Annotated in this window: 18 protein-coding genes and 1 pseudogene; 6 read left to right on the top strand and 13 right to left on the bottom strand. The window is 69.6% G+C overall.

Features of this window, described 5'->3' with window-relative positions; all coding sequences use genetic code 11:
* Positions 1 to 50: 50 nt before the first annotated feature.
* From ACIQMV_RS21055 to ACIQMV_RS21015, 9 genes are all read right to left on the bottom strand, one after another.
* Complete coding sequence (locus ACIQMV_RS21055) at positions 51 to 473, bottom strand: cupin domain-containing protein (protein WP_141365200.1); 423 nt, start codon at positions 471 to 473, stop codon at positions 51 to 53.
* Positions 474 to 476: 3 nt separating this feature from the next.
* On the bottom strand, positions 477 to 1,229 hold the full coding sequence (locus tag ACIQMV_RS21050) for a dimethylmenaquinone methyltransferase (protein ID WP_402594585.1): 753 nt from the start codon (positions 1,227 to 1,229) through the stop codon (positions 477 to 479).
* Positions 1,226 to 2,161, bottom strand: a complete 936-nt coding sequence (locus tag ACIQMV_RS21045; RefSeq protein ID WP_402594583.1) for a VOC family protein — start codon at positions 2,159 to 2,161, stop codon at positions 1,226 to 1,228. The genes ACIQMV_RS21050 and ACIQMV_RS21045 overlap by 4 nt, the downstream gene beginning before the upstream one ends.
* A 96-nt stretch (positions 2,162 to 2,257) precedes the next feature.
* The gene (locus tag ACIQMV_RS21040) at positions 2,258 to 3,823 is read right to left on the bottom strand and encodes a 4-hydroxyphenylacetate 3-hydroxylase N-terminal domain-containing protein (RefSeq protein WP_402594581.1); all 1,566 of its coding nucleotides are present in this window, start codon (positions 3,821 to 3,823) and stop codon (positions 2,258 to 2,260) included.
* 413 nt (positions 3,824 to 4,236) lie between these two features.
* Positions 4,237 to 5,142: a LysR family transcriptional regulator gene (locus tag ACIQMV_RS21035; RefSeq protein WP_402594579.1), complete on the bottom strand. Its 906-nt coding sequence runs from the start codon at positions 5,140 to 5,142 to the stop codon at positions 4,237 to 4,239.
* A gap of 759 nt (positions 5,143 to 5,901) precedes the next feature.
* Positions 5,902 to 6,885 carry a hydroxyacid dehydrogenase gene (locus ACIQMV_RS21030; protein ID WP_402594848.1) on the bottom strand — a complete coding sequence of 328 codons (984 nt, stop codon included), beginning with the start codon at positions 6,883 to 6,885 and terminating at the stop codon, positions 5,902 to 5,904.
* Positions 6,886 to 7,001: 116 nt separating this feature from the next.
* Complete coding sequence (locus tag ACIQMV_RS21025; RefSeq protein ID WP_402594577.1) at positions 7,002 to 7,883, bottom strand: carbohydrate ABC transporter permease; 882 nt, start codon at positions 7,881 to 7,883, stop codon at positions 7,002 to 7,004.
* Positions 7,880 to 8,851, bottom strand: a complete 972-nt coding sequence (locus tag ACIQMV_RS21020; RefSeq protein ID WP_402594576.1) for a carbohydrate ABC transporter permease — start codon at positions 8,849 to 8,851, stop codon at positions 7,880 to 7,882. The genes ACIQMV_RS21025 and ACIQMV_RS21020 overlap by 4 nt, the downstream gene beginning before the upstream one ends.
* Positions 8,848 to 10,188, bottom strand: a complete 1,341-nt coding sequence (locus ACIQMV_RS21015) for an ABC transporter substrate-binding protein (protein WP_402594575.1) — start codon at positions 10,186 to 10,188, stop codon at positions 8,848 to 8,850. Before ACIQMV_RS21015 ends, ACIQMV_RS21020 begins: the two co-directional genes overlap by 4 nt.
* Positions 10,189 to 10,498: 310 nt before the next feature.
* On the opposite strand from ACIQMV_RS21015, the gene ACIQMV_RS21010 reads away from it, so the two are divergent.
* Both ACIQMV_RS21010 and ACIQMV_RS21005 read left to right on the top strand, forming a co-directional pair.
* On the top strand, positions 10,499 to 12,427 hold the full coding sequence (locus ACIQMV_RS21010) for a DUF2264 domain-containing protein (RefSeq protein WP_402594573.1): 1,929 nt from the start codon (positions 10,499 to 10,501) through the stop codon (positions 12,425 to 12,427).
* A gap of 79 nt (positions 12,428 to 12,506) precedes the next feature.
* The gene (locus ACIQMV_RS21005) at positions 12,507 to 13,574 is read left to right on the top strand and encodes a LacI family DNA-binding transcriptional regulator (RefSeq protein WP_402594572.1); all 1,068 of its coding nucleotides are present in this window, start codon (positions 12,507 to 12,509) and stop codon (positions 13,572 to 13,574) included.
* A 103-nt stretch (positions 13,575 to 13,677) separates the two neighbouring features.
* Here the strand turns inward: ACIQMV_RS21005 and ACIQMV_RS21000 are convergent, their stop codons facing one another.
* Together ACIQMV_RS21000 and ACIQMV_RS20995 are read right to left on the bottom strand one after the other, a co-directional pair.
* Complete coding sequence (locus ACIQMV_RS21000; RefSeq protein ID WP_402594571.1) at positions 13,678 to 15,867, bottom strand: phosphocholine-specific phospholipase C; 2,190 nt, start codon at positions 15,865 to 15,867, stop codon at positions 13,678 to 13,680.
* A 482-nt stretch (positions 15,868 to 16,349) separates the two neighbouring features.
* A complete protein-coding gene (locus ACIQMV_RS20995; protein ID WP_402594570.1) occupies positions 16,350 to 17,963 on the bottom strand; it encodes a right-handed parallel beta-helix repeat-containing protein in 1,614 nt (537 codons plus the stop codon).
* A 299-nt stretch (positions 17,964 to 18,262) separates the two neighbouring features.
* On the opposite strand from ACIQMV_RS20995, the gene ACIQMV_RS20990 reads away from it, so the two are divergent.
* On the top strand, positions 18,263 to 19,588 hold the full coding sequence (locus tag ACIQMV_RS20990) for an OFA family MFS transporter (RefSeq protein WP_401782166.1): 1,326 nt from the start codon (positions 18,263 to 18,265) through the stop codon (positions 19,586 to 19,588).
* Positions 19,563 to 19,691, top strand: coding sequence for a hypothetical protein (locus tag ACIQMV_RS20985; protein WP_263638119.1), 129 nt, complete (start codon positions 19,563 to 19,565; stop codon positions 19,689 to 19,691). Before ACIQMV_RS20990 ends, ACIQMV_RS20985 begins: the two co-directional genes overlap by 26 nt.
* A gap of 118 nt (positions 19,692 to 19,809) precedes the next feature.
* Here ACIQMV_RS20985 and ACIQMV_RS20980 read toward each other — a convergent pair.
* Positions 19,810 to 20,124, bottom strand: a pseudogene (locus ACIQMV_RS20980) (DUF6191 domain-containing protein); the annotation flags it as partial.
* A 191-nt stretch (positions 20,125 to 20,315) separates the two neighbouring features.
* On the opposite strand from ACIQMV_RS20980, the gene tap reads away from it, so the two are divergent.
* Both tap and tpg read left to right on the top strand, forming a co-directional pair.
* Positions 20,316 to 22,463, top strand: a complete 2,148-nt coding sequence (tap, locus tag ACIQMV_RS20975) for a telomere-associated protein Tap (protein ID WP_402594567.1) — start codon at positions 20,316 to 20,318, stop codon at positions 22,461 to 22,463.
* A gap of 112 nt (positions 22,464 to 22,575) precedes the next feature.
* The gene (gene tpg / locus ACIQMV_RS20970; protein WP_402594566.1) at positions 22,576 to 23,133 is read left to right on the top strand and encodes a telomere-protecting terminal protein Tpg; all 558 of its coding nucleotides are present in this window, start codon (positions 22,576 to 22,578) and stop codon (positions 23,131 to 23,133) included.
* A gap of 57 nt (positions 23,134 to 23,190) precedes the next feature.
* Here the strand turns inward: tpg and ACIQMV_RS20965 are convergent, their stop codons facing one another.
* Entirely contained in the window at positions 23,191 to 23,661 is a 471-nt protein-coding gene (locus ACIQMV_RS20965; RefSeq protein ID WP_402594564.1) for a GNAT family N-acetyltransferase, read from the bottom strand.
* Positions 23,662 to 23,781 lie beyond the last annotated feature (120 nt).

Raw genomic sequence — 23,781 nt, 5'->3', positions numbered from 1 at the left:
TTCCATCAACGTCGCGAGTTCGGCAGGAATACGTCGGACGGGTCCGCACCTCACCCCTTGGCAAGGAAGTCGCCGATCGTCTCGTCCGTGTGGTACTCGGGCTTCTCGTAGTAGTGCGGGCCGTCGTAGATCTCGATCAGCACGCTGCGCTCGTGCGCCAGGGTCGGACCGTGCGGATGGTCCTTCGGGTTCATGTAGAACGACCCGGGACGCAGCCGGAGACCGGAGTCGGTGTACTCGTAGTCGCCCTCGAGGCAGTACATGAACTGGTTCGAGGCGTGCGTGTGCTTGGTCGGGATGGTGCCGCCCCGCTGGTACTCGAGGAGGGCGATGCTGGCGCCGGTGTCGGGGTTCTTGTGGAGGAAGTACTGACGGAACCCGTAGTCGGGATAGTCGATCCAGTCCTCGTCCTTGAGGTCGGCGGCATGGATCAGGACCTCGAGCGACTTCATGGTCGCGGGGTTGATGTCCACTGTTCACTCCCATCCGGGGCGGCCTGCTGCCACCCACGTCTCGTATTCCTGGCGGCTCTCGGGTGTGGCGGGGAACAGACCGAAGAGGGACCGGCCCCGCTCGAGTTCACGAGCCGCGAACTCCTCGTACGCGGTGGCGTCGGCGGCTTCCGCGGCGACCTCCGGGGCCAGTGCACGGGGAATGACCACGACGCCGTCGCCGTCACCGAGCAGCACATCGCCGGGGTAGACCGCCACTCCGCCGCATCCGACGGGTTCGTCGAGTGCGACCGGATGCAGGGCGATGGGGGTCGCTCGGGGCGCGTTGTCCCGCTGATAGCACGGCAGGCCCGTCCCCCTGATGGCCTCCGAGTCCCGGTAGCCGCCGTCGGTGACCACGCCGGACACACCGCGGTGCTTCAGCCGCGCCGCCATCATGTCGCCCATGGACGCGGCAGCCGTGCAGCCGAACGCGTCGATCACGAGCACCGCGCCGGGCGGGCACTCCTCGATCGCCCGCCGGTGCAGGTTGTCGCTGCTCGAGTAGGTGGCGAGGCTGTCGAGATCCTCGCGTGCGGGGATGAACCTCAAGGTGTAGGCGGGGCCCACCAGCGGTGGCTGGCCGGCCGCCAGCGGCCGCACACCGGCCATGACCGTGTTCCGCAGGCCGCGCCGGAGCAGCATGTTGGCCACGGTGGCCGAGCCCGCCCGCGTCAGCTGCGCCCGGAGCGGTCCGGGCAGGGGTCCGGCGAGGTCCGCGCTCGCTGCGGCGGTCACTGGAAGAACTCCAGGGGCGGGCGGTTCCCCCACTGGGTGGTGTCACTGGCGGTGCCGTTGAACTTGGTCGGCCGGTGGGTGTGGTCGACGATGTCGCCGTCGGTGTAGTGCTCGATGCGGAAGCCGAAGGGGTCCTTCCAGTAGTCGAAGATCTGGCTGCCGAGCAGGTGGCGGCCGACTCCGACGTCGAGGGAGTATCCCTGCTGGATGAGGTAGTCGTGCGACGACATGACGGCGTCCATGTCGGTGACCTCGAACGCGCTGTGGTGGATTCCCGCCCAGTCCGACTGCAGGACGAGCATGAAGTGGTGGTCCACGAGCTGCTCGCCCAGGTCCAGCCGGACGAAGGTGCCGACGACAGGCCCCTCCTCGCCCGGCGGCACGAAGTGGTCGGAGGGAAGGAAGTTGAAGCGTTCGTTGAGCCAGGCCATGGTCTCGTCGTGGTTCTTCACATGAAGCACGAAGTGACCCAGGCGGGCGATGGTGCACGGCGCGACGGGCTGGCGGACGGCGGCGTTCACCCGGTTCTTGTCGCGGATGTTGTTCATCGCGAAGGGTTCCCGGTCCGGGATCGGCTCGGCCTTGCGTCGGCCCTGGACCGCCCGGATCTCGAAGCCGTCGGGCGTGGTCATCGCGACCTCGTGGCCGCCGCCGGGCTCCGTCGACTCGCGGACCGGGGACGACCCCGGCATCGCGGCGAGCTCGACGAGGTCGTCGTAGGTGGCGACCTCGATCGATGCGCCGACGAAGCGCTGTTTGCCGGCCTTGCGGGTCACATGGATGTGATGCTGGGTGCCCGTACCTCGCATGTACAGGGTCCGGTCGTCGCTGCCCTCGGCCGGCACCATGCCGAAGGCGGTCAGGAACTTCTCCATCACCTCGAGATCCGGTGCCTCGTAGGTGACTTGGGCAGCATCGATAGCCGTAGCCACGGGTCCTCCTGGGGTGGGTGAGAGCACGGCGACGCGTACGCTCCGGCGTCGCCGAACGGCCGGGGCTCCCTCTCGGCAGGGAGCCGCACGGGGCCGTCAGCCCTTGAGAATGCTGACGTCGTCGGGGTTGCGCAGGTCCGGAACCGTCCAGCCGTTCAGGTCGTACTCGTCCATGGCGCTCTGCGCGAATTCCTTGCAGTAGTCGAGCAGACCACTGCCCCGTGCGCCGAACAGGTTGGTCTGACGCGTCACGTCGTTGCTGCCGATGTAGTTGATCTCGTACAGCTCGTGACGGGCTCCGAACTCCGTACCGATGGAGTCCCAGAGCATCTTCATGACCTTGACGCGCTCCTCGGCGTCGATGCCCCCGGTACCGCGCAGGTAGGTGTCCAGATAGCCCCGGATCTCCGCGGTCTTGAAGTCGTTGGCGTGGGAGTTGAGGTAGATCAGTCCACTGGCCACGACCTGCTCGATGATGTTCTTGATCTTCGGCATGGCCAGCTGGTTCATCACGCGGTAGGCGCCGGCGAACTGCGGGTCGGGCTGGATCATGCCGCCCTTCCACGGCACCGCGCTCTTCGCCATCGCGTCCGACAGCGCCCAGAAGGTGTTGCGCCAGGCGATGACCTCGCCGAGCTGGGACATGACGCCGTGGAACGAGCCGGCCCCGGTGACATCGAGGGCGCGCGACAGCATGCCGACGAGGAAGTCCATCTTGACGGCGAACCGGGTGCACCCGTGCAGGGAGGCGCGCTCCAGGTAGCCCGAGTGGATGTTGTACTTGTTCGCCTGTTCCAGGTCGTTGTGGATGAACGTGTTCTCCCAGGGGATGAACACGTTGTCGAGGACCAGGATCGCGTCGTTCTCGTCCAGTCGGCTCGACAGCGGGTAGTCGAACGGGCTGCCCAGCACCGAGGCCCGGTACTCGTTCGAGGTGCGGCAGAGCAGCTTCACGCCGGGAGCGTTGGTGGGCGTGATGAACACCGGGGAGAAGGCCGGGTCCTGCACGGCGACCTGGCCCACGTGACCGACGAAGGTGTGGTGCGTCAGGGCGGACCCGGTGGCCACCACCTTGGCGCCGGTGACGTAGAAGCCCGCGTCCGTCTCCTTGGTGACCCGGATGAACACGTCCTTGCCCGCGTCCGGCCCGAGGCCGCGGTCCACCGGCGGGTTCATGATGGCGTGGTTGATGTACCAGGTCTTCTCCTGGGCCTTGCGGTACCAGTTGCGCGCGTTGTCCTCGAACCCCCGATAGAACTCGGCGTTGGCGCCGAGCGTGCCGAGGAAACAGCCCTTGTAGTCGGGAGAGCGACCCATCCAGCCCCAGGTGATCCGCTGCCACTCGGCGATGGCGTCGCGGGAGGCCACCTGCTCCTCGACGCTCTTGGGCGCCTGGTAGAAGCGGTGGGTGAAACCTCCCCACTCCGTGGGCGCGGTGAGGATGTCCTTGCGCGCGGGGTCGTGCAGGGCGTCGTACATGCGAGCGATCATGCGAGCGGAGTTGCGGAAGGCGGGGTGTTCGGCGACATTCTCCACCCGCTCCCCGTAGATCCAGACCTCGCGGCCGTCGTTGAGGCTTTCGAGATATTCATCTCCGGTAAAGGGGAGATGCTCACGGCCGGCAGGGCTCTGTGCCGACTGATTCGTGTTTCCCGCCGTCATTGACCGGCCCCTTCTTGTCGTTCACGGAACCGGGCCGAGCCATCGGTTCGTGCAGTCAAGGCGCGGGCAGCAATCGCACGAGGCGTTTTCTCTCATCGATACGGCCCGCGCCGTCGAATTGCCGGGAAGACTGACACGGCCGCACGACACGGGCAATAGAAAGCGGAAGGGCCCAACGAGGCTCGAGTGCGTCGGCCACCGACCTCCGGTCCGATCGGCGCTCGAGCCAGAAACTGCCTCTGAGCAGGCATTTCAAGTGCTGGCACGGGTTCCGTCGCAGGGCGGATACCGGCTCGCATGTGGTGCACGTCACATGGATTCGGTGGTCGATCGCGGGGATGTGTTCTTGATTTCACCCTCCCTTTCCATATAGGGCGCAGCAGGGGGGTGCATAGTCCCGCGTATGGCTGCTCTCACCGTCCGAGCGCGCGGCGATGCTCGGCAACGGTCCGAGTGGCCTGGAGCCAGCGATCCATGAGCGGGGTAATCTCTCCTCCGCGCTTCCACACCAGGGTCGCCTGCATGGACCGGAGCCATTCCGGGGGGTCGAGAAGCGCCACAGAATCACTCGATCCGGCAATGCGCTCGGTCACGAGCGCGACACCCAGCCCGGCGGCAACGAAGGCTACTGCCGTCTGCGGCGTGGAAACCTCGATGGCCTCGAAGGAGTCGTCGCCCGACAAGGCTTTCTCCGCGGCGTCCGGCATACCCCAGAACGCGGAAAGCCGGGACGGCAGGATCCACCGTCCCCAGCCCTTGCCGTCAGGACGGGATTCCATGGCGCGATACCTTGGCACAGCGAGCTTGACGTTGATGTCGATAATGGGGCACCAGTCACAGCCCTCGGCAACGAATCTGGCGAATTGCGCGGATCCGAACGGGACGCAGCCCATGTCCAGATCGCCGGACAGAACACCCTGAACAATGAGGTCGGGAGTGACATCGGCCAGCGTGACGCGCGCCTTGGGGGCCTGATCGAGGAACTCCGCCAGTACGTCCGCGATGATTTCGTTGATGACCATGGGTTCCACACCGATGTGCAGATCGCCGATTGCGCCGCCTCCCATCAATTTCAGCGTTTCCACGACTCGGTTCCGGTCCGCTATCAGACGTTCGCCCCTGGAGAGGAGGTGGAGGCCGGCCTGGGTGGGGTGCACGCCTTTCGCGGTGCGCTCGAGGAGGCTCACTCCGAGCTCGCGCTCCAGCTTCGCGATGGCGTGACTCAGCGGCGGCTGCGTCATGTGCAGATTCTTGGCGGCCTGTGAAACCGAGCCGGCCTCGACGACGGCTTCGAAGTACTCGAGTTGGCGAAAATCCATGCCCTCTGAATGTCACGACTTCTGCGGAATGTCAACAGATGGGCAACCGGCTAGGGGAAGGCAGTGGTCGTACGAAGTCGTGGGAGCGGCGCTCTTACGTTCGGGTCGCGTCCGGCCCGCTACGGCGTGCCGCCGGCCGAAACGGCCCGGGCCGGTCCGACCGCCGCCGTTATGGAACCCGCCGTGCCGTGAGCGCCACGGCGGGCGCGCGGGGCACCGTCGGCGTGTGTCGCGCGATGGGCGTTGAGCCACCGGAGGTTCTCATCGGTGACGAAGCGCTGTCGGGGGTCGCCCGGAGAGAGTCACGACGGGGGAGGACCGAAGGACCTTGCCCAAACTGTCCAGCGCTTTCTCGCGTCGCCGTTGCCGACCCTCCTCGTTCGCCTCTACGGCCCGGAATGATCAAGATCGGTAGCTGTTCCCCGGGCGACGGTAAGAGGCAGGCCGCCTGCGCTCGCTCGAAGCCACGCCGGGTAGGCCGTTCGGCAGGCGGAGCCTCACCCGGTCATGCGACAGAGCACCCGACCTGAGGTGCGCCTCCTACCTCGGGGGAGACACCGTTCATGTGACCCTGGTCGTGCCGTCGGGCGACGCCGTCCATCCGCGGCAGCTTCGCGACGCGGTATCCGTCTTCGTGGCCGTCGGTGAAGCCGGGAGCGGGGGCGTCCCGGGAGGCGCCCCCGCTGTGATGGTGCGGCTTCCCGGCGACGGCACGGAACCGCGCGCCGGGCCGGGGCGGGTCGTGAAGGCGCGGCCTCGTCAGGCCGAGCGGGTGGTCTCCTCGTGGAGCACGGGGTGGGCGAAGGGGAGGCCGGCGGTGTAGCGGGCGAGTTCGTCCGCGGCGGCTGCCGCCATTCGGTGGAGTTCGCCGCCGAGGGAGCCGGCGACGTGCGGGGTGAGGAGGACGTTGGGCAGGTCGTACAACGGGGAGTCGGCGGGCAGGACTTCGGGGACCGTGACGTCGAGAACCGCGTTGAGGCGGCCGGTGAGGAGTTCGTCGACCAGGGCGTCCTGGTCGACGAGGGAGCCACGGGAGGTGTTCACCAAGGTCGCGTCGTCGCGGAACAGGGCGAGCCGGCGGCGGTCGATGAGGTGCCGGGTGGCGGGGAGTTCGGGGGCGTGGACGGTGACCACGTCGCTGGCCGCGCACAGCTCGTCCAGCTCCACCGGGCGGGCGCCGAGGAGTTGGGCCTCCGCCGCGTCCACGTACGGATCGTGCAGGAGCAGGTCGAGATCGTGCGGGCGGAGGAGTTCCAGAACGCGGCGGCCGATGCGTGAGGCGCCGACGACGCCGACCGTACGCCGGTAGTTCCCGACGTGGGGGTAGGCGGCCAGCCAGTCGTGCTCGACGCCGCGCCGGGCGCGGTAGTCGTCCCGCATGCGCAGCAGCTGCTTGTTGGCGAGGAGGATCACCGCCACGGTGTACTCGGCGACGGGCAGGGCGTTGGCCCCGGCCGCCGAGGTGACCTGGATCCCGCGCCGCCAGCAGGCGTCGGTGATGTGGTGCTTGACCGATCCGGCGGCGTGGATGACGGCTCGCAGCGCGGGCGCCCGGGCGAGGGCGTCCTCGTCCAGCGGCGGGCAGCCCCAGCTGCTGACGATGACCTCGGTCTCGCGCAGGGCAGCGGCGGCCCGCGGGTCGCCGAAGTCGTCGACGACGAGGGCCGGGTCGAGGTCGGCGAGCGCGGTGAGCCGGTCCAGGGTGGCGCGGTCGATCAGCCGGCCGGCCAGATCGGCGTGCATGGCCAGCAGGGTGCGCGGACGGCGCCGTCCGGAGGCGGCCGGGTTCGGCGACGCGGCTGGTGCGGTCGGGGGGTTGGACACTCGGTTCTCCGGTACGGGTGTGGCAGGGGAGGACGTCACTTGACGCTTCCCGCGGTCAGGCCGGCCTTCCAGTGGCGCTGCAGGGCGACGAAGGCGATGACCAGCGGGACGATGCCGAGCAGGGAGCCGGTGACGACCAGCGGGTAGTACTCGGGGAAGGCGTGGGTCTGGGTGTTCCAGCTGTACAGGCCGAGACTGAGGGGGAACAGCCGGTTGTCGGACAGCATCACCAGGGGCAGGAAGAAGTTGTTCCAGATGGCGGTGAACTGGAACAGGAAGACGGTGACGAGTCCGGGCATCACCATCCGCAGCCCCACCGACCAGAACGTCCGCAGCTCGCCGGCGCCGTCCATGCGGGCGGCCTCCAGCACTTCGCCCGGTACGTATCCGGCGCAGAAGACGCGCGCCAGGTAGACGCCGAAGGGATTGACGAGGCTGGGGACGAACACGGCCCAGAAGGTGTTGACGACGCCCAGCCTGGAGGCCAGCAGGTACATCGGCAGCGCGAGCGCGGTGGTGGGCACCAGCACGCCGAGCAGGACGAGCCCGAACAGCTTCTCCTTGCCGGGGAAGCTGTAGACGTGGAAGGCGTATCCCGCGCAGACGCACACGAGCGCGCACAGCAGGGCGCCGATCCCGGCGTACAGCAGGGAGTTGACGTACCAGCGGAAGTAGATGCCGTCGCCGGCCGTGGCCAGGGCGTGGAGGTTGGCGCCGAGGTGCCAGGTGGAGGGGGTGAGGGTACGGCCGCCGAGCAGGTCGCCGGTGTTCTTGGCGGCGGCGGTGAGCAGCCAGGCGAGCGGCAGCAGGGTGTAGGCGGTGGCCAGTACCAGGGCGCCGTTGACGGCGGACCTGGACAGCGACGAGGGACGGCCCTTCACGCGTGCGGCGCCGCGCTGTGCGGTGGCGGTGGTCATGCGGCGGCCTCCGTGGCGGGCCGGGGCCTGTCCTCGCCCCGGGCGCGGGTGGCCCGGGTGACGACGAAGGAGAGCGCGGCGGCGGCCAGCGCCAGCAGGACCGAGGAGGCCGCGGCCAGGCCGTAGTCGTGCCGCTCGAAGGCCGCGGTGTAGGCGTACATGTTGGGGGACCAGGTGGAGACGACGCTGGGGGTGGTGCCGTGCAGGATCATCGGCTCGGTGAACAGCTGGAGGGAGCCGATGACGGTGAACAGGCCGACGACCGCGAGCGAGGAGCGGATCAGCGGGATCTTGACGCTGAGCGCCGTGCGCAGCGGCCCGGCACCGTCGACCACCGCGGCCTCCAGGACCTCGCGCGGGATGGCCTGCAACGCGGCGAAGAAGATCACCATGTTGTAGCCGGTCCACTCCCACACCGCCATGTTGACGACGGCCGGCAGCGGGTGGCCCAGCAGGTCGGCGTCGGCGCCGAGCGAGTTCAGGGCGCCGATCACCGGGCTGATGCCCGGCGTGTAGAGGTAGATCCAGACCAGGGTGGCGATGGTGCCCGGCACCGCGTGCGGCAGGAACAGGGCGAGCTGGAAGAACCGGCGGGCCTTGACCAGGGCGGAGTCCAGCAGCAGGGCCAGCACCAGCGCCAGGATCATCATCAGCGGGATGTAGAGCAGGCAGTACTGCGCCAGGTTGAGGAAGCCGCCGCGGAAGGCCGCGTCGCCCAGCGCCCGGGTGTAGTTCCCGAGGCCCGTGAAGACGGTCTCGCTGCCGCCGAAGCCGAGGCCGGAGCGGTGCTCGGCGTAGAGGCTGAGGTAGACGGCGTAGCCGACCGGCACCAGCGTGGCGCCGGTGAAGAGCACGAAGAACGGCGCGAGCAGCACGGCGGGCGCCCCGTACCGCCGCCGCCGGACGGCAGCGGTACGCGAGGGCGCGGCGGAGGCCGTGCGGGTGGCCGTGGGAGCGGTCGGGGTCACGGCGCGGAGACCTTCAGACCGCGGTTCTTCAGCTCGGAGACGGTGTCCTTCTGAGCGGCCGCGAGGGCCTGGGCGATGGTGCCGGATCCGGAGGAGAGCTTGCCGAAGGAGTCCTTCAGGGAGTTGTTGGTGACGCCCATCGCCGGACCCCAGGTCCACTTCTGCTCGATGGACCCGGCGGCGCTCTTGTAGACACCGTAGATGTCCTGCCCGCCGTAGAAGCCGGCCTTGAACGCCTTCGCGGCCACCGGCACCAGCGCGGGGTCGGCCGGGAAGGCGGAGGAGTCGCCGGAGGAGATCCGGGCCTGGATGCCCTGGGCGGTGGTAGTGGCCCACGTGGCGAACTCGACGGCGGCCTCCGCCTTCTTGCTGTCCTTGGAGACGGCGAAGGTGGTGCCGCCGAGCATGCCGCTCGCGGGGGTGCCGTTCCAGGACGGCAGCGGAGCCACGGCCCACTTTCCGGCCTGGTCCTTCGGAAGGGTGCCCTTCAGCACGCCCCCGCCCCAGGACGCCCCCAGGTAGCCGGCCGTCTGGCCCTTCTGCAGCGAGGCGGTCCACTGCTGGCTGAACGAGGGCTCGACCCGGACCAGGTCGTCGTTGATCATCTTCTGCCAGTAGTCGGCGACCTTCTTCGTCTCGGGCGCCTCCAGGCTCACCTGCCAGGTGTCCCCGGCGGTGCCGAACCACTGCGCGCCCGCCTGCCAGGCCATCGCCTCGAAGGTGGTCGGGTCGTCGGGGAAGAACGTGGCGATACGGCTGCCGGGTTCCGCCTTCTTCAGCTTCTCGGCGGCCGTGCGGAACTCGTCCCAGGTCGTGGGCACTTCGATGCCCGCCTTGTCGAACAGGTCCTTGCGGTAGTAGAAGGCCTGCGGGGCGGCGTCCAGCGGCAGCGCGTACGTGGCACCGCCGAGAGTGGTCAGCTGCACCGCCTGCGGCAGGTACTTCGCCTTCAGGTCGGCGCCGACGTACTTGCCGATGTCCTGGACGGCCCCCTGGCTGACGAAGTCCGGCAGCTGCGGGTACTCGACGTTGAACACGTCGGGGGCGTTGTGGGCCTTGACCGCGTTGGAGAGCTTCGCATAGCCGCCGGCCGAACCGGAGGGGATCTCCTCGTAGCTGACGTGCACGTCCTTGTGGGAGGCGTTGAAAGCATCCACCACCTGCTGGGTGCCCTTCGCCCAGCCCCAGAACGTGATGTCGACGGGCTTGCCCGAGCCGGACGCCGGGCTGTCGTCGTCGCTGCCGCAGGCGGCGAGGAGGGTGGCGGACAGCGCGGCGGCGGTGAGCGCGGCGGCGGCGCGGAGGGCTGTGCGACTGCGGGTGGGGGCAGCGGACATGGCTCGGCTCCTGGGAGACGGGACGGGTGAAGTGTGCCCGGTGCGGAGCCGGCGGCGGCGAGGCCGGCCGGGCTCCGGGGCTGTCGGGCCCGGGTACCGCACATCTTGGGAACGCTTCAGATCGAAGTCAATACCTTTCGATCGAACGATCTCATATGATCAGGAGGGCGGGGGGTGAGGAACTTGGATATTCTGCGGATTTGTGGCGTTGGCGAGGTGTGGGCGCCCCCTGTTCAGATCATTCGATCGATTGCATTGACGATCGATCGGGCGACTTCTAGATTCGGCACCCCGAGCAAGGAGCCCCGCCATGCCGCGCACGTCCCTCCCACCCGAGGACCGCTCGCTCAGCCCGTACACGGGCTGGACCCGCGCCCACTGGGAGGCCGTCGCGGACAGGCTGCTCACCGCGGCGTTGCGGCACGCCGGGCCCGACCACGCCCTGATCGCGCTGCCCGGCCCGCGCCCGAGCTGGTCCGGCCCGCGGTCGGACGCGCTGGAGGGCTACGCCCGCACCTTCCTGCTGGCCGCCCTCCGAGTCGCGGGCGCCGGCGGGCAGGACCCGCAGCGACTGCTGGACCGGTACGCCGAGGGGCTGGCCGCGGGAACGCGGTGCCCCACCGGGGAAAGGGAACTGACCGGTCGTGATCCGGTCGCCTGGCCGGCGGTCACCGACCGGGGACAGGCCATGGTGGAGGCGGCCTCCGTCGCACTCGCCCTCCGTCTGACCCGGCCCTGGCTGTGGGACCGCCTCCCCGCACGGACCCGCACCCGCGCCGCCGACTGGCTCGCGGGCGCGCTGCGCCACACCCCCGTCGACAACAACTGGTGGCTCTTCCAGGTCACCGTCGGAGGATTCCTCGCCGAGACCGGCCACCACACCGAGGCCGCCGAACGCGCCGTCGCCCAGGGGCTGTCCAGGATCGAGCAGTGGTACCTGGGCGACGGCTGGTACACCGACGGACGGCCGCGCGCCGTCGACCACTACAACGGGTGGGCCTTCCACCTCTACCCCGTCCTGCACGCCCACCTGACGGACGACGGGCGGCTGCTCGACCGCTACGGCACCCGGCTCGCCGCCCACCTCGGGCAGTACGCGCACACCTTCGGCGGCGACGGCGCCCCGCTGCACCAGGGCCGTTCGCTCATCTACCGGTTCGCCTCCGCCGCCGCACCGTGGGCCGGCGCCCTGACCGGCCACACCCCGCTGAGTCCGGGCACCACACGACGGCTGGCCTCCGGCACCCTGCGCCACTTCCTCGACCACGGCGCCGTGGACGGCGACGGCCTGCTCACGCTCGGCTGGTTCGGTTCCTGGCCTGCGCTGGTGCAGCCGTACTCGGGCCCCGCCTCGCCGTACTGGGCGAGCAAGGGCTTCCTCGGCCTGCTGCTGCCGCCCGGCCACCCCGTGTGGACGGCCGTGGAGGAACCCGCGCCGGCCGAGCGCGGCGACGCCGTGGTCCCGGTGCGCGGAGCGGGCTGGCTGATCCAGTCCACGGCCGCCGACGGACTCGTACGCGTGCACAACCACGGCAGCGACAACCAGCCGGCCGACGAGGTCCTGCCGGACGACCCGCTGTACGCGCGCCTGGCGTACTCCACCGCCACCGGACCGGCCTTCGAGGGCACCGCCGACAACCACTTCGCGCTGCTGGACGGCGGCGAGGCGAGCGAGCGCGGCCCGATCGTCCCGCTCGGCACGGGACCCGGTTGGGCGGCCTCCGCCCACCGGCCCCGCCTCGGAGGGGCCGCACTGCCGGGCGTCGGCGTCACCTCCCTGGTGCTCGCCGCCGGAGCCGAGGAGATCCACGCGCACCTGGTCACCGGCGCCTCCGGCGGGACCGGGGTACGGCACACGGGATGGGCCGTGGCCGGGAGCGCGGTGGAGACGGCTGTGACCGGCGGCGGAGCACGGGTACGGGTCACCGGGTCCGCGCTGGTCTCCGAGGCAGTCGCCCTGCACGGCCTGGACGCCGCCACGACCGAGCCCGTGCCTGCGGGCACCGCGTTCGGGCCCGCGGCCGCGGTCCCGGTGCTGACCGGCACGGTCACGGGGGAGGAGTGCCTGTTCGTCTCGGCGGTCCGGCTGAGCGGAGCCGGGACCGCGCCGCCGGCCGCGCGGGTCGCGGTGGAGGCCGCACCGACGGGTCCCCGGCTGCGCGTCCACTGGCCGGACGGCAGCCGCAGCGAGGCCCTCATCCGCGCGGACGGGGTGACCGTCACCTCCGACGAGGACTGATCAAATTAATGAGCAATAGATCAGTAATGTATCGAACGCTAGACTCGTGTTGAGTCAGATCAGGGAGAAGGGGACCGTCATGTCGATCGCGGCTGACGAGCGCCGGACGCGGATCCTCGAGATCGTGCGCAAGCTCGGCACGGTTCGGGTGACAGACCTCGCGGCCCGTCTGGACCTTCCGGCGGTCACCGTGCGCCGGGACGTGGCGACCCTGGCCGAGACAGGCCTGTTGCGCCGCTCGCACGGCTCGGTCTCGGTACCGGACGAGCGAGCAGGCGCCGAGGCCGACGCCCGCACTCTCGGCCTGATCGTGCCCACGGTGAGCCACACCGTCAGCCAGTACTTCGACGAGGTGATCGCCGGGGCGCGCGCCGCAGCCGCCGACGCCGGAGCCCACCTGGTGCTCGGCATCTCGTCCTACGACCCCGGCGCGGACCGCGGCCAAGCGGAACAACTGCTCAAGTCGGGCGCCGAGGGACTCATGCTCACACCCAACTGGATGTCCACGAGCAACCCGGACGACCGCCTCTGGCTCAACGAACTGCCGGTCCCGACCGTGCTCGTCGAACGCCGGGCCGCCGTCGGCACGGCTGCCGCGGAACTCGACTCGGTCAGCTCCGACCACCATCACGGCGTGCTGCTCGCCCTGCGTCACCTGGCCGCGCTCGGCCATGACACCGTCGCCCTCGCCGCCCGCCGCGACACCTGGACGGCGCTGAAAGTACGCAGCGGTTACGCCGAAGGCTGCGCCACCCTCGGCCTGACACCGCAGCCGGTGATCGACATCGACGATCCCGCCACGGCCCCCGAGCGGGTGGCGGGCCAACTGGCCGAGGCCGTCGGCCGGGGCGTGCGAGCCGCGCTCGTGCACAACGACCAGGACGCCATCCAGCTTCCGGCACTGCTGCGCGCACGCGGCCTGTCCGTCCCCGAGGACCTGGCGCTGATCAGCTACGACGACGTCTTCGCGGCCCTCGGTGCCCCGCCGCTGACCGCCGTGGCCCCGCCCAAGCGGGCCGTCGGCGCCGCCGCCGTCGACCTGCTGCTGAGGCGGCTGCGGCACGGCTCGGCCCTCCCGATCCACCGGCTGGAACTGCTCCCCGAACTGAAGGTACGTGCCTCCTGCGGCCGTCAGGGCACCGCCTGAGCGCCTGCATCACCCGGAGCACATGACTTCTGAGGTCAGACCGTCCGCTGCCCCGGCGAGCTCACGCGACGTGGGAGAGCCCGCCGGGTCTGTGGGCTGCGGGTCAGCCGATCCGGCCCGCGAAGCGGTAGCGGAAGCCGTCGGCCGCGGTGACGACCACGTCGTAGTAGCCGTCCTGGTCGGTCGGCCATTCCACGACCGCGGGCTTGCCCTGACCGACGTACACCGTCCTGTGGCCGCCCTCGTAGTCGTTGGCCGCCAGGGCGAAGCGGACCTGGTCGCGTCCACCGCTGGACAACTGGAGCCGCAGCGTACGGTGTCCGGGCACGAGTTCGGCCTCGACCTGCGGGACGGCGCCGGCGTTCCGGCCGCCCGGGACGACGCTTCCGGCGAAGGACCGCACGAACCGGTCGGGGCCGTAGACGCTGAAGGCGTACTTCCCGTCCGTCGTCGCGGTGTCCCACACGTAGCGCTTGGCGCCGTCCTTGGTGACGGTGAACGGCGTCGCCTCGAAGTCGCGGTAGGCGTCCGGGAACACCTGCATGCTCACACCCCGCGCACCCTCGTTGGTGAGGGTCGCGGTGACCTTGCCGCTGGAGCGGTCGACGGCCACGGTGGCGTGCTGCTGGTAGGGCACGGGCCTCGCCTTCAGCCGGCCGGACGGCGGCACCGGCATCGACTGCTGCCCCGTGGCCGGTATCGCCTTGGCGATCGACGGCAGCGTCCGGTCGTGCTCCGCGGCAGCGACCAGTACATCGACCGACGGCAGCTCGGGCAGTGAAGTGTCGGCCGAGGAGAAGTCGATCGCCGAGGTCAGGTCACCGCACACCGTCCGGCGCCATTCGCTGACGTTCTCACAGAGCGCCGGCTTGCCCAGGCTCGTGGTCCAGTGCTCCAGGAACTGGACGAGCGAGGTGTGGTCGAACACCTCCGAGGACACCCAGCCGCCGCGCGTCCACGGCGAGACCAGGATCATCGGCACCCGAGCGCCCGGACCGATCGGCAGCCCCTGCACGAATTCGCCCTCCGTGCCGGGCTCCGGCAGCGGCGCCTGCACATGGTCGAAGTAGCCGTCGTTCTCGTCGAAGGTGAGGATCAGCAGAGTGGACTTCCACAGTTCCTCGTTCTCGTGCAGCGCCCGGATGACCCGGTCGGCGTACACGGCGCCGTAGTCGGGAGCGCCGGCCGGGTGCTCCGACCACAGGTACGGGGCGACGACCCAGGAGACCTCCGGCAGCGGGCGCTCCGCGCCGGGCTTGCAGGCGTCGATGAAGTCCTTGAGGACGTAGTCGACGTTCTGGTTGGAGTTGGGCCCGGTCGGCTTGGTGTGAGTCCGCAGCACGTTGCCGCGCGCGAGCAGCCCGTCGGGGGAGGTGTCGGCACCGGACTGCGCCGGGTTGAACGACGCGAAGGAACGTACGGTGTTGTCGGTGTAGTCACCGAGCCAGTTGCTGTCGGTGTCGTTGTTGACGTAGATCTGCCAGGACACCCCGGCCTTCTGGAGGGCCTCGGGGTAGGTCTCCCAGGTGTACCGGTAGCCGTAGTCCCCGCCGTTGTTGATGGCCGGTCCTTGGTTCGCGCCGGTCGGGTCGATGCCGCCGGACCACATGTAGATGCGGTTGGGGCTGGTGCTGGTGGCGATCGAACAGTGGTTGTGGTCGCAGACCGTGTATGCGGACGCCAGGGCGTACTGCCAGGGAATGTCCTCGCCCGTGAAGTAGCCCATGGTCTGCTCGCCCTTGGCGGCGACCCAGCCGTTGTTCTTGCCCGTCGCCCAGGCGTTGTGGCCGTCCGACCAGCCATGCGGCAGGCCACCCGCGTTCTGCGCGTTGTACTTGCCCGTCTCCAGACGGAAGGGCAGCAGATGGCCGCCGTCGGTCCGCTTGGCGTCCGGCTGCTGGAAGACGGTGGTGCCGTCCGGGTACCGCAGGGCCTGCTTGTCGCCGAAGCCGCGGACACCCGGGAGCATGCCGAAGTAGTGGTCGAAGGAACGGTTCTCCTGCATCAGGATCACCACGTGCTTGAGATCGGCGATCGTGCCGGTGAATCCGGTGGCGACCGCTGCCGAATCGGCCGGCGCGGCCGCGGCCTTGCCGGTGCCCGCCGTGGTGAGGCCGGTGGTCGCCACGGCCGTCGCCGTCGCCGCGGCCGCCTGCAGCAGCCGGCGCCGGCTCATGCCCGAGCGGAAGAGGGACGCGGGAACGCCTCGCGGGATGCGGCCGGTTGTGCCGGCCAGCGAGCCGTCGGGGTTGGTCTCGGGAAGGTGTTCGGTGGGCTCGTCGGCATGCGACATGCGAATGATCCTCTCGATGTGGCACTCGGACCGGAGCACGGCAGCAGCACGGGCCGGCGGCCCCCTCGGGGCAGGGGTGACCGGTAGCGGCAGCCATCGGACGCACAGCGGGAAGGTCCGAGATCGCGGTGGGAACGAGCGGGTGGAGGTCCGCCTGCGGTGGGGGAGCGTGGTGGCGGCAACTGATCGATGGCGCCTGCAGCTTTCCGACAGCCCGGCCAACCTGGCAAGACACATTGCCGACTTGTCTCGCATTGTTCACTCCCGCCCGGGCGGGAACGGTGTGTGGACGCCTCAGGTATGTCGCCCGTACACCGGGTGGAGAGAAGACGCAGGTTGCCGGACGTCACGAGTTCATCGCCGGGCTCCGCCCCCGCGCCGCCCATGGCGGACTCGCCTGGAGAGCCTGCTGTGCCTGCGAACCGGCCCGCGAGCCCGCCCTTCCGGGTCTGCGGACCCGTGGGCTCTGCGCCCTCCGGGGGTCAGCGGACCGGCGGTCCCTGGTACGCGCCGGCGGCGGGGTGTTGCTTCGGGATCGGGAAGCCGAAGTAGTCGTGGCGGCCCGAGTCCGGCACGGGCACGCCCAGGCCGAGTGCGGAGGATTCCCTGGCGACGCGGAATGAGCCGGGGTCGGAGGTGTCGGAGCCCGCCAGGGAGGCGATCAGCTTCGGGTCCGCGGTGCTGCCGCCGGGGTTCGTGCCGCTCCCGTCGGTGTTGGCGGGCACGCCGCCCGGGATGCCGTACAGGACGTTGCGGTCGAAGTGCAGGTCCGGCGTCGGGTTCTTGAAGCGGTAGGAGTCGGCGGTGGTGTCCCCCGGACCCGCGAAGACGTTGTTGCGGATCGTCAGTTCGTGCCGGGTGGTGGCAGGCGAACCGGCGTCGTCCTGCACCAGGTAGGTGGGGACGGCTTCCTTGTTGAGGAAGGTGTTGTTGTAGATCTGCGTGTTCAGGATCGGGCCCCAGCAGTTCTGCAGCAGCCGGGCGCCGTCGTTGTGGCTGATGTTGTAGCGGGCGACGACATCGACGGTCTTCGCGCCGCTGTACGGGCAGTTCAGCAGGAAGCCGCCCTTGTTGTCATGGCTGTAGTTGTACTGGAACACGGTGTGGTTGGAGGCGCCGTCGGCGTCGAAGGACATGCCGTCCAGGCTGTTGCCGCCGCCGGACACCTCGTTGTACTGGATGAGGGTGTCGTCGGTGTTGAAGGTCCAGATGCCGGCGTTGGCGACTTTGGAGCGCAGCTGGAAGCCGTCCACCCGGTTGTGCTCGACGACCGCCCCCGAGGTGGTGTCGAGCTTCATCGCGTCACCGGCGATCGACGTCAGCGTGTTGTGGTCGATGCGGACACGGGTGCTCGGCGTCCACGGGCCCGGGTAGACCTTGGGGTCCTGCTGGTCGCCCACCAGGTCACGACGGGAGAACGTCGACTTGAAGTAGATGCCCTCCCGGTCCACGTCCCGGATGTGGTTCCCCGTGATCCGCACGTCGTCGAAGGCGCTCGCGGTCGTCGTGCCGGCGACGTCGATCTGGATGCCGCTGGAGCCGGTGAGGGTCTTGAAGTCGCCGCCGCGCACCGCGTGCACGTCCAGGCCGGAGAGCACGTAGTGGTGGCCGATGCCGTGGTCGGCCAGTTCCAGCCGGACGCCGTTGCGCTCGGTGCCGGGCGTGCCGCCCGAGTTGGTGATCTCCAGGTCGCGGACCTCGACGTACTCCATGTTGCGCAGCAGCACTGTGTCGTGCAGGCCACCGCCCTCCAGATGCGGCAGCGCACCGGTGCCGTAGGCGCCGATCCGGATGGGCGCGGCGGCGGAGCCGGCGCCGGCCGGGGCGAGGGTGCCGGTGCAGGTCGTGTCGCGCGCGATGCGCAACTGGTCGCCAGGGCCGTAGCGATGGGCTCCGGCCTGAGCCAGGGAGGTCCAGGGGTGCGCGTGACTGCCGTCGCCCGGTCCGCCGTCCGCGGAGCAGTCGAGGTAGTAGCGATGTCCGTGCGGGGCACTGTCGGCGAGGGCGGGGGACGCGGTGGCGGTGGCGGCCAGCGCGACTCCCACCGCGCAGGTGAGCACGGCGCCGAGACGGGCGCCGGAGGGGCGGTGGGGCATGTGGGTCCTCTCTGAGGAGGGAGCGGCATGGGGTGGGGCAGGCCACGCGCGCGTCGTGCGACGGGTCTCCGCCCCGAGTGGTGCCTCCCCGTAGGGTGGCCGACTGACTGATCTCGGTCAAGCCATATGGACACCTCGATCGCCGTTTGATCGAACGACCGCATCTCCGCCTGCATCCGATCACTCGATCAGTTCCCTCTGGCCCTCAAGAACCGTTCGTCGCACGATGGATACCGCTTACCGCATACGGTCGACCGGATGGTGTTCAACCAGGTGCGGGGTTCGTACCGTCCGGGATCATGAGTCCTCCTGTTGCTCCCCCGGGATGGAGTCGCTGGCTGGTTCCGCCCGCCGCTCTGTCCGTCCACCTCTCCATCGGCCAGGCCTACGCCTGGAGCGTGTTCAAACCGCCCTTGGAGTCCGCCCTCCACCTCGACGGCACCGAAAGCGCGCTGCCGTTCCAACTGGCCATCGTGATGCTCGGTCTGTCCGCCGCGTTCGGCGGCACGCTCGTGGAGCGCAACGGACCGCGCTGGGCGATGACCGTCGCCCTGGTCTGCTTCTCCTCCGGTTTCCTGCTGGCCGCCCTGGGGGCGCAGACCGAGCAGTACTGGCTGATCGTCTTCGGCTACGGGTTCGTCGGCGGCATCGGACTGGGCATCGGTTACATCTCGCCCGTCTCCACCTTGATCAAGTGGTTCCCGGACCGGCCCGGCATGGCCACCGGCATCGCCATCATGGGCTTCGGCGGCGGCGCGCTGATCGCCTCGCCCTGGTCGGCGCAGATGCTGGACTCGTTCGGCACCGATCACTCGGGCATCGCCCGCGCCTTCCTCGTGCACGGGCTGGTGTACGCCGTCTTCATGTCCCTGGGTGTCCTGTTGGTGAGGGTTCCGCCCGCCAGGAAGCCGGCCGAGGCCGGGCCGAGTGCCCTTGCCGGCGCCCAGGTCTCCGCCCGCAGTGCCGTGCGCACCCCGCAGTTCTGGTGCCTGTGGCTCGTGCTCTGCATGAACGTGACCGCCGGCATCGGCATCCTCGAGAAGGCCGCTCCGATGATCACGGACTTCTTCGCGGACAGCTCCACCCCGGTGTCGGCGTTCGCGGCCGCCGGCTTCGTCGCCCTGCTGTCGGCGGCCAACATGGCGGGCCGCATCGGCTGGTCCTCGACCTCGGACCTGATCGGACGCAAGAACATCTACCGCGTCTACCTGGGCGTCGGCGCGCTCATGTACCTGCTCATCGCGTCGTTCGGCGACTCGTCCAAGCCGCTGTTCATCCTGTGCGCACTCGTGATCCTCTCCTTCTACGGGGGCGGGTTCGCGACGATCCCCGCTTATCTGAAGGACCTGTTCGGGAGCTACGAGGTCGGCGCGATCCACGGCCGGCTGCTCACCGCGTGGTCGACCGCCGGCGTCCTCGGCCCGCTGATCGTGAACTGGATCGCCGACCGCCAGGAGGAGGCTGGCAAGCACGGGTCGTCCCTCTACGGTCTGTCCTTCATGATCATGATCGGACTGCTCGTCATCGGGTTCATCGCCAACGAGTTCGTACGGCCCGTCCATCCCCGCCACCACATTCCCGCACCGAAGGAGGCCGCCGATGGCCGACGCGAGCAGCCCGCCTGACCGGCGAGCACTGATCACCCTCTCCTGGCTGTGGGTGGGGGCGCCCCTGTGCTACGGCCTCTACGAACTCGTCCTGAAGGCCAAGCAGCTCTTCACCGGGTGAGACCACCGGCGCCGTACGGGAGGTGCCTGGGCGCCCGAGAGCCGGCGCGACGCCGGCCATACGGGCGTCCCACTCCAAAAGGACCGAGCCGGCTTGCGTTCGAGCGAGCCTCCCAGTGACCGAGGCGAGGCATCCGGACGACCGCAGTTCCTCCGTCCAGGTCCACCCTTGTCCTGTTCGGCGGTGCCCCGTCATCCTCGTTGTCGGGCATGACCAGTGCCGACTGCCGCTCCTTCAGCTCGTTCTGCTTGCCCGGCGAAAGACTCGCGTGGAGCTGCTCGAACCCGGTCGCCGAAATCTGGCCCTGTCGCGCGCCGTTCCGCCACGGCAACACCCCGGCCCGCCCCGCGCGCAACAGCAGCTGGTCGACAAAGGCGACCAAGGTCAGGGCAACGACCAGCCCGGGCAGGGTCATGAAGAAGACGAATGCCATACGGCCATTGTGTGGGGAGCGGAGTTGCCACGCTCGACGTTCGATGGCACGGGCCCAGTATTCGCCGTCACAGGACGTCACGCGCCGACACCTCGTCGCTTGCGATCACCCACCAGCATCATCAGATCGAGTTAAACAACTTGGCTAATAACAAGGCTAAATGATGCTAGCGTCGGGGTGGAGGTATGGAGATGGCAACCGAGGAAGAGCTGTTCGCGTCGGTCGACGCGCTGCTGGAGGAGGAGCCACAGCTCCCGCCTCCGTCTGAGCGCGCCCGGCTGCGTGAGGCCGCCGGGATCACACAGGCCCGCCTCGCGGTCGCGTTGAAGACGTCGACGCAGACGGTCAAGAACTGGGAGAACGGCCGCTCCGAGCCGAAGGAGCCGCGCCTGTCCGCCTACCAGCGGCTGCTGAAGGGCTGGGCGGCGAAGCACTCCGCCCACCCGGCCCACCCCGCCAGCAGCGCCACTCCCACTGCCACGCCCGCCCCGGCCTCCTCGCCCCAGTCGGCACCGTTTCCGGAGGCGTTCTTCGCCCCGGCCGAGCCCGAGGCGGAGACCACCGCACCAATGCAGGCACCCGCTGCCCCAGCCGCGCCGGAACGTCCGGCCGTCCGCCGCCCGGTCACATCGTCACGCCGCCCGGTCGCCAAGAAGACCACCCAGCCCGCGCTGGACCCGCGGTTCCCGCACGGGCCGCTCGCCGTGCTCGACGGTGACGGCTCCGCCTACGGCGTGAACGGGATCGTCTGCGACTGTCCGGCGACCACCATCCCTCAGTTGGTGGAGTGGACGCTGCGCGAGTCCGGGCTCGGTGCGCCGAAGCTGCATCGCAACGGGAAGGAAAGCGACCCGCTGATCGTGCTCACCGCGGCGGCCGCCGTGAAGCTCGGGCTGCCGGAGCGTCTGGAGGGCCACGAGCAGCGCCGCTCCCTGCGTCTGCCCGACGACCATCCCGTGGTCAAACAGGTCACCCGCGCGAAGTGGAAGCTGACGCAGCGCGGGTTCGGGCCGTGGGCGCGGATCTACCGCCCCGCGCAGGCCGGGCAGCGGCAGTGCGTGCAGCTCGCCGTCCTGTCGTGGGACGCGCTCGACACCCGGGCCTGGCCGGGAGTCACGGACATGGAGCCTGCCGACATCGCACGCGTCCTGGGCATCTACGCCCAGCGCGTGATCACCCCTCGCGGCTCTACGGCCGTGTCCGGGCTGGAGCTGATGACTGCGCTGCGCCCGCCCACGAGGGCAGTGCAGGACCGCGCGACCGGTAACTGGGTCTCCGGCCACAACCCCGGGTCGCTCGGGACGGAGCCGGTCGACCCGGCGCCGCCGGAGGCCACCCAGGAGCACCCCGTCGTCGTCAACTCCGGCTGGGAGGGCGGCTTCCTGGATGAGGAGGCGTACCAGTGGGCGCGCGACCTCGACCTGCTCACCGGCGAGGAGGCAGCCCTTCCGTGGGTGGTCGGCCTGGACCTGAACACCGCCTTCCTGGCGGCCTCGTCCCGCCTGATGGTCGGCCTGTCCGGCCCGGAGCACGTCCAGCATCCGCACTTCGACAAGCGCATCCCCGGCGCATGGTTCGTGGACTTGTCCCACATCGAGCTGGACCCGCGCCTGCCCTCGCCGTTCACCCCCTCTGGCCTCCGGCCCACGGGACCCGCCTGGTACCAGACCCACACCGTCGCCTACGCCCAGGAGCTCGGCCACAACGTCCGGCCCACCGAGGCGTTCCTGAGGCGCGAGACCGGCGCGTACCTGGACCCGTGGCACGACCGGCTCAGGACCGCCTACGTCGACACCCTCGCCGACCTGGGCGTCACCAAGGACCTCAGCGACACCGAATTCCTTGCGGCAATGGAGCGGCACAAGCAGGCCGACCCCGGTTCGGCGGCCGTCCTCGCGGCCATCAAGGCGACCGTCAAGGGCGGTGTGGGCAAGCTGCGCGAGCGCCCGCAGGGACGGCACTACAAGGACGGCGACCGCTGGCCGGCCCTGGAACGCCCGACCTGGCGACCGGACCTCCGCGCCGCCGTCATCAGCAAGGCCCGGGTCAACATGCACCGCAAGATGCTCAGGATGGCGGAGTTCACCGGCCTGTACCCGCTCGCGGTGCTGTCCGACTGCGTCGTCTACCCCTCGCCGGGCCGCAGCCCGCTGGACTTCCTGCCCTACAGCACCAGCGGCAAGCCGATCCCCGGCGCCTTCCGTCTCGGATCCACTCCGGGCCTGGCCAAGGTCGAAGGAGTGCGGGAGATGGCGTGGGCGGTCGACCTGATGGAGCAGGGCCTCAACCCCGCCCGGCACATCAAGGGTGGCGACGCCGTCCTGGACGAAGGCGAATAGGCCGTGGCAGACACGAGCGTCGTCGCCCCGCACCTCGAAGCCGACACCGGTCTGGAGCGGACGCTGAACCACTCCAACGGCAAGGACTATGCCTCCGAAGGGAACTGACGCTGTGGGAGAGATCGAGGACGCGATCGAGCGTGCCGAGCGGGAGGCTTTCACGCGGAAGCCGCCCACGACGTTGAAGGGCCAGATCGGTTTCCTGCTCAAGCAGTTGAAGTCCGCGCAGGCCGTCGCCGCGGAACTCGGCGTCACCGCCGACTCCGTCAACCGCTACCGGCGTGGCGCCCGCAAGCACCCGCCGAAGGAGATCCAGCAGAAGATCGACGCGGCCGTGCGGTCGCGCTGGCAGCCGCAGGTCCGCAAGCGGCGGCGCAAGCAGGCCGCCGCCACCGGCGGGATTACGGTGGAGACGCGGGCGCGCTTCGGGTACACCGCGCCGGTGGGCACGACCGACGACGGACGCTTCCGCCGCCTCACCGTGCACCTCCCCCCGTCGTACGCGCAGCGTCTGTTCGACGCCCGCGAAACGGGAGCCGGCGACCCGCAGATGCGCCACATCATCGCCGAAGGATTCAAAGAGGTCTATTTCCAGGACGGCGGAGTACGCGCCTTGGGACTGTCGGACGTGGCGATCAACGAAATTGATTACCTCGACCTGGATTTCTGAAGTGCTTCGTCATCCGACCAGTGGAGGTCGCTTCCGTCCACCGCTTCCTGTGTGATCTCACCGAGCTGGGAAGGTGAGCCGCAGAACGATCTCGCCGTCGTCGATCTCCCCGGTGGGCTCGAACCCGAACTTCTGGTAGAAGGGCCACGGTTCGCCGTCGCCGGGGTCGTAGCTGGTCAGCAGTTCGGTGGCGCCGTCCGTGCGAACCAGGTCGGCGATCTGTGTGAGCACCTCCCTGCCGATCCCTCGCTTCTGGTATCGCTTGTCGATGAGCAGGCGCCAGAGGAAGTGCCGCCCTTTGAAAAGACCGGTCGGCGGCTTCCAGGACAGCATCACGAAGCCCACTGGCTCGTCGCCACGGTATACGGCGCGGTACCAGGGATTGGCCTCCGGCGTCTTTGCCGCCTGCTTGAGCGACTTGGACACGGAGGCGACGAACTGCTTCTGGTCACGGCGGACGCGGAGGGCACGAACGACATCCCGGTTGTCGTCGGTGATCTCCCGTAGGTGCACGCCTGGGGACCTCATGCCACACCCTTCCTGCATCCGGCAACTGCGCCGTCCGGGCCGACGGGGAGAGCCGCCACTGAGCGGCATTCCCCTGTGTGTACGCGGTATCAGGGAGGCCCGGCCGGGCGTCTTCGCAGC

Source organism: Streptomyces sp. NPDC091412 (assembly GCF_044756885.1).
Taxonomy (GTDB): Bacteria; Actinomycetota; Actinomycetes; order Streptomycetales; family Streptomycetaceae; genus Streptomyces.
The sequence above is the reverse complement of the archived record's forward strand: the minus strand, read 5'-3'. Positions and strand labels throughout refer to the sequence as shown.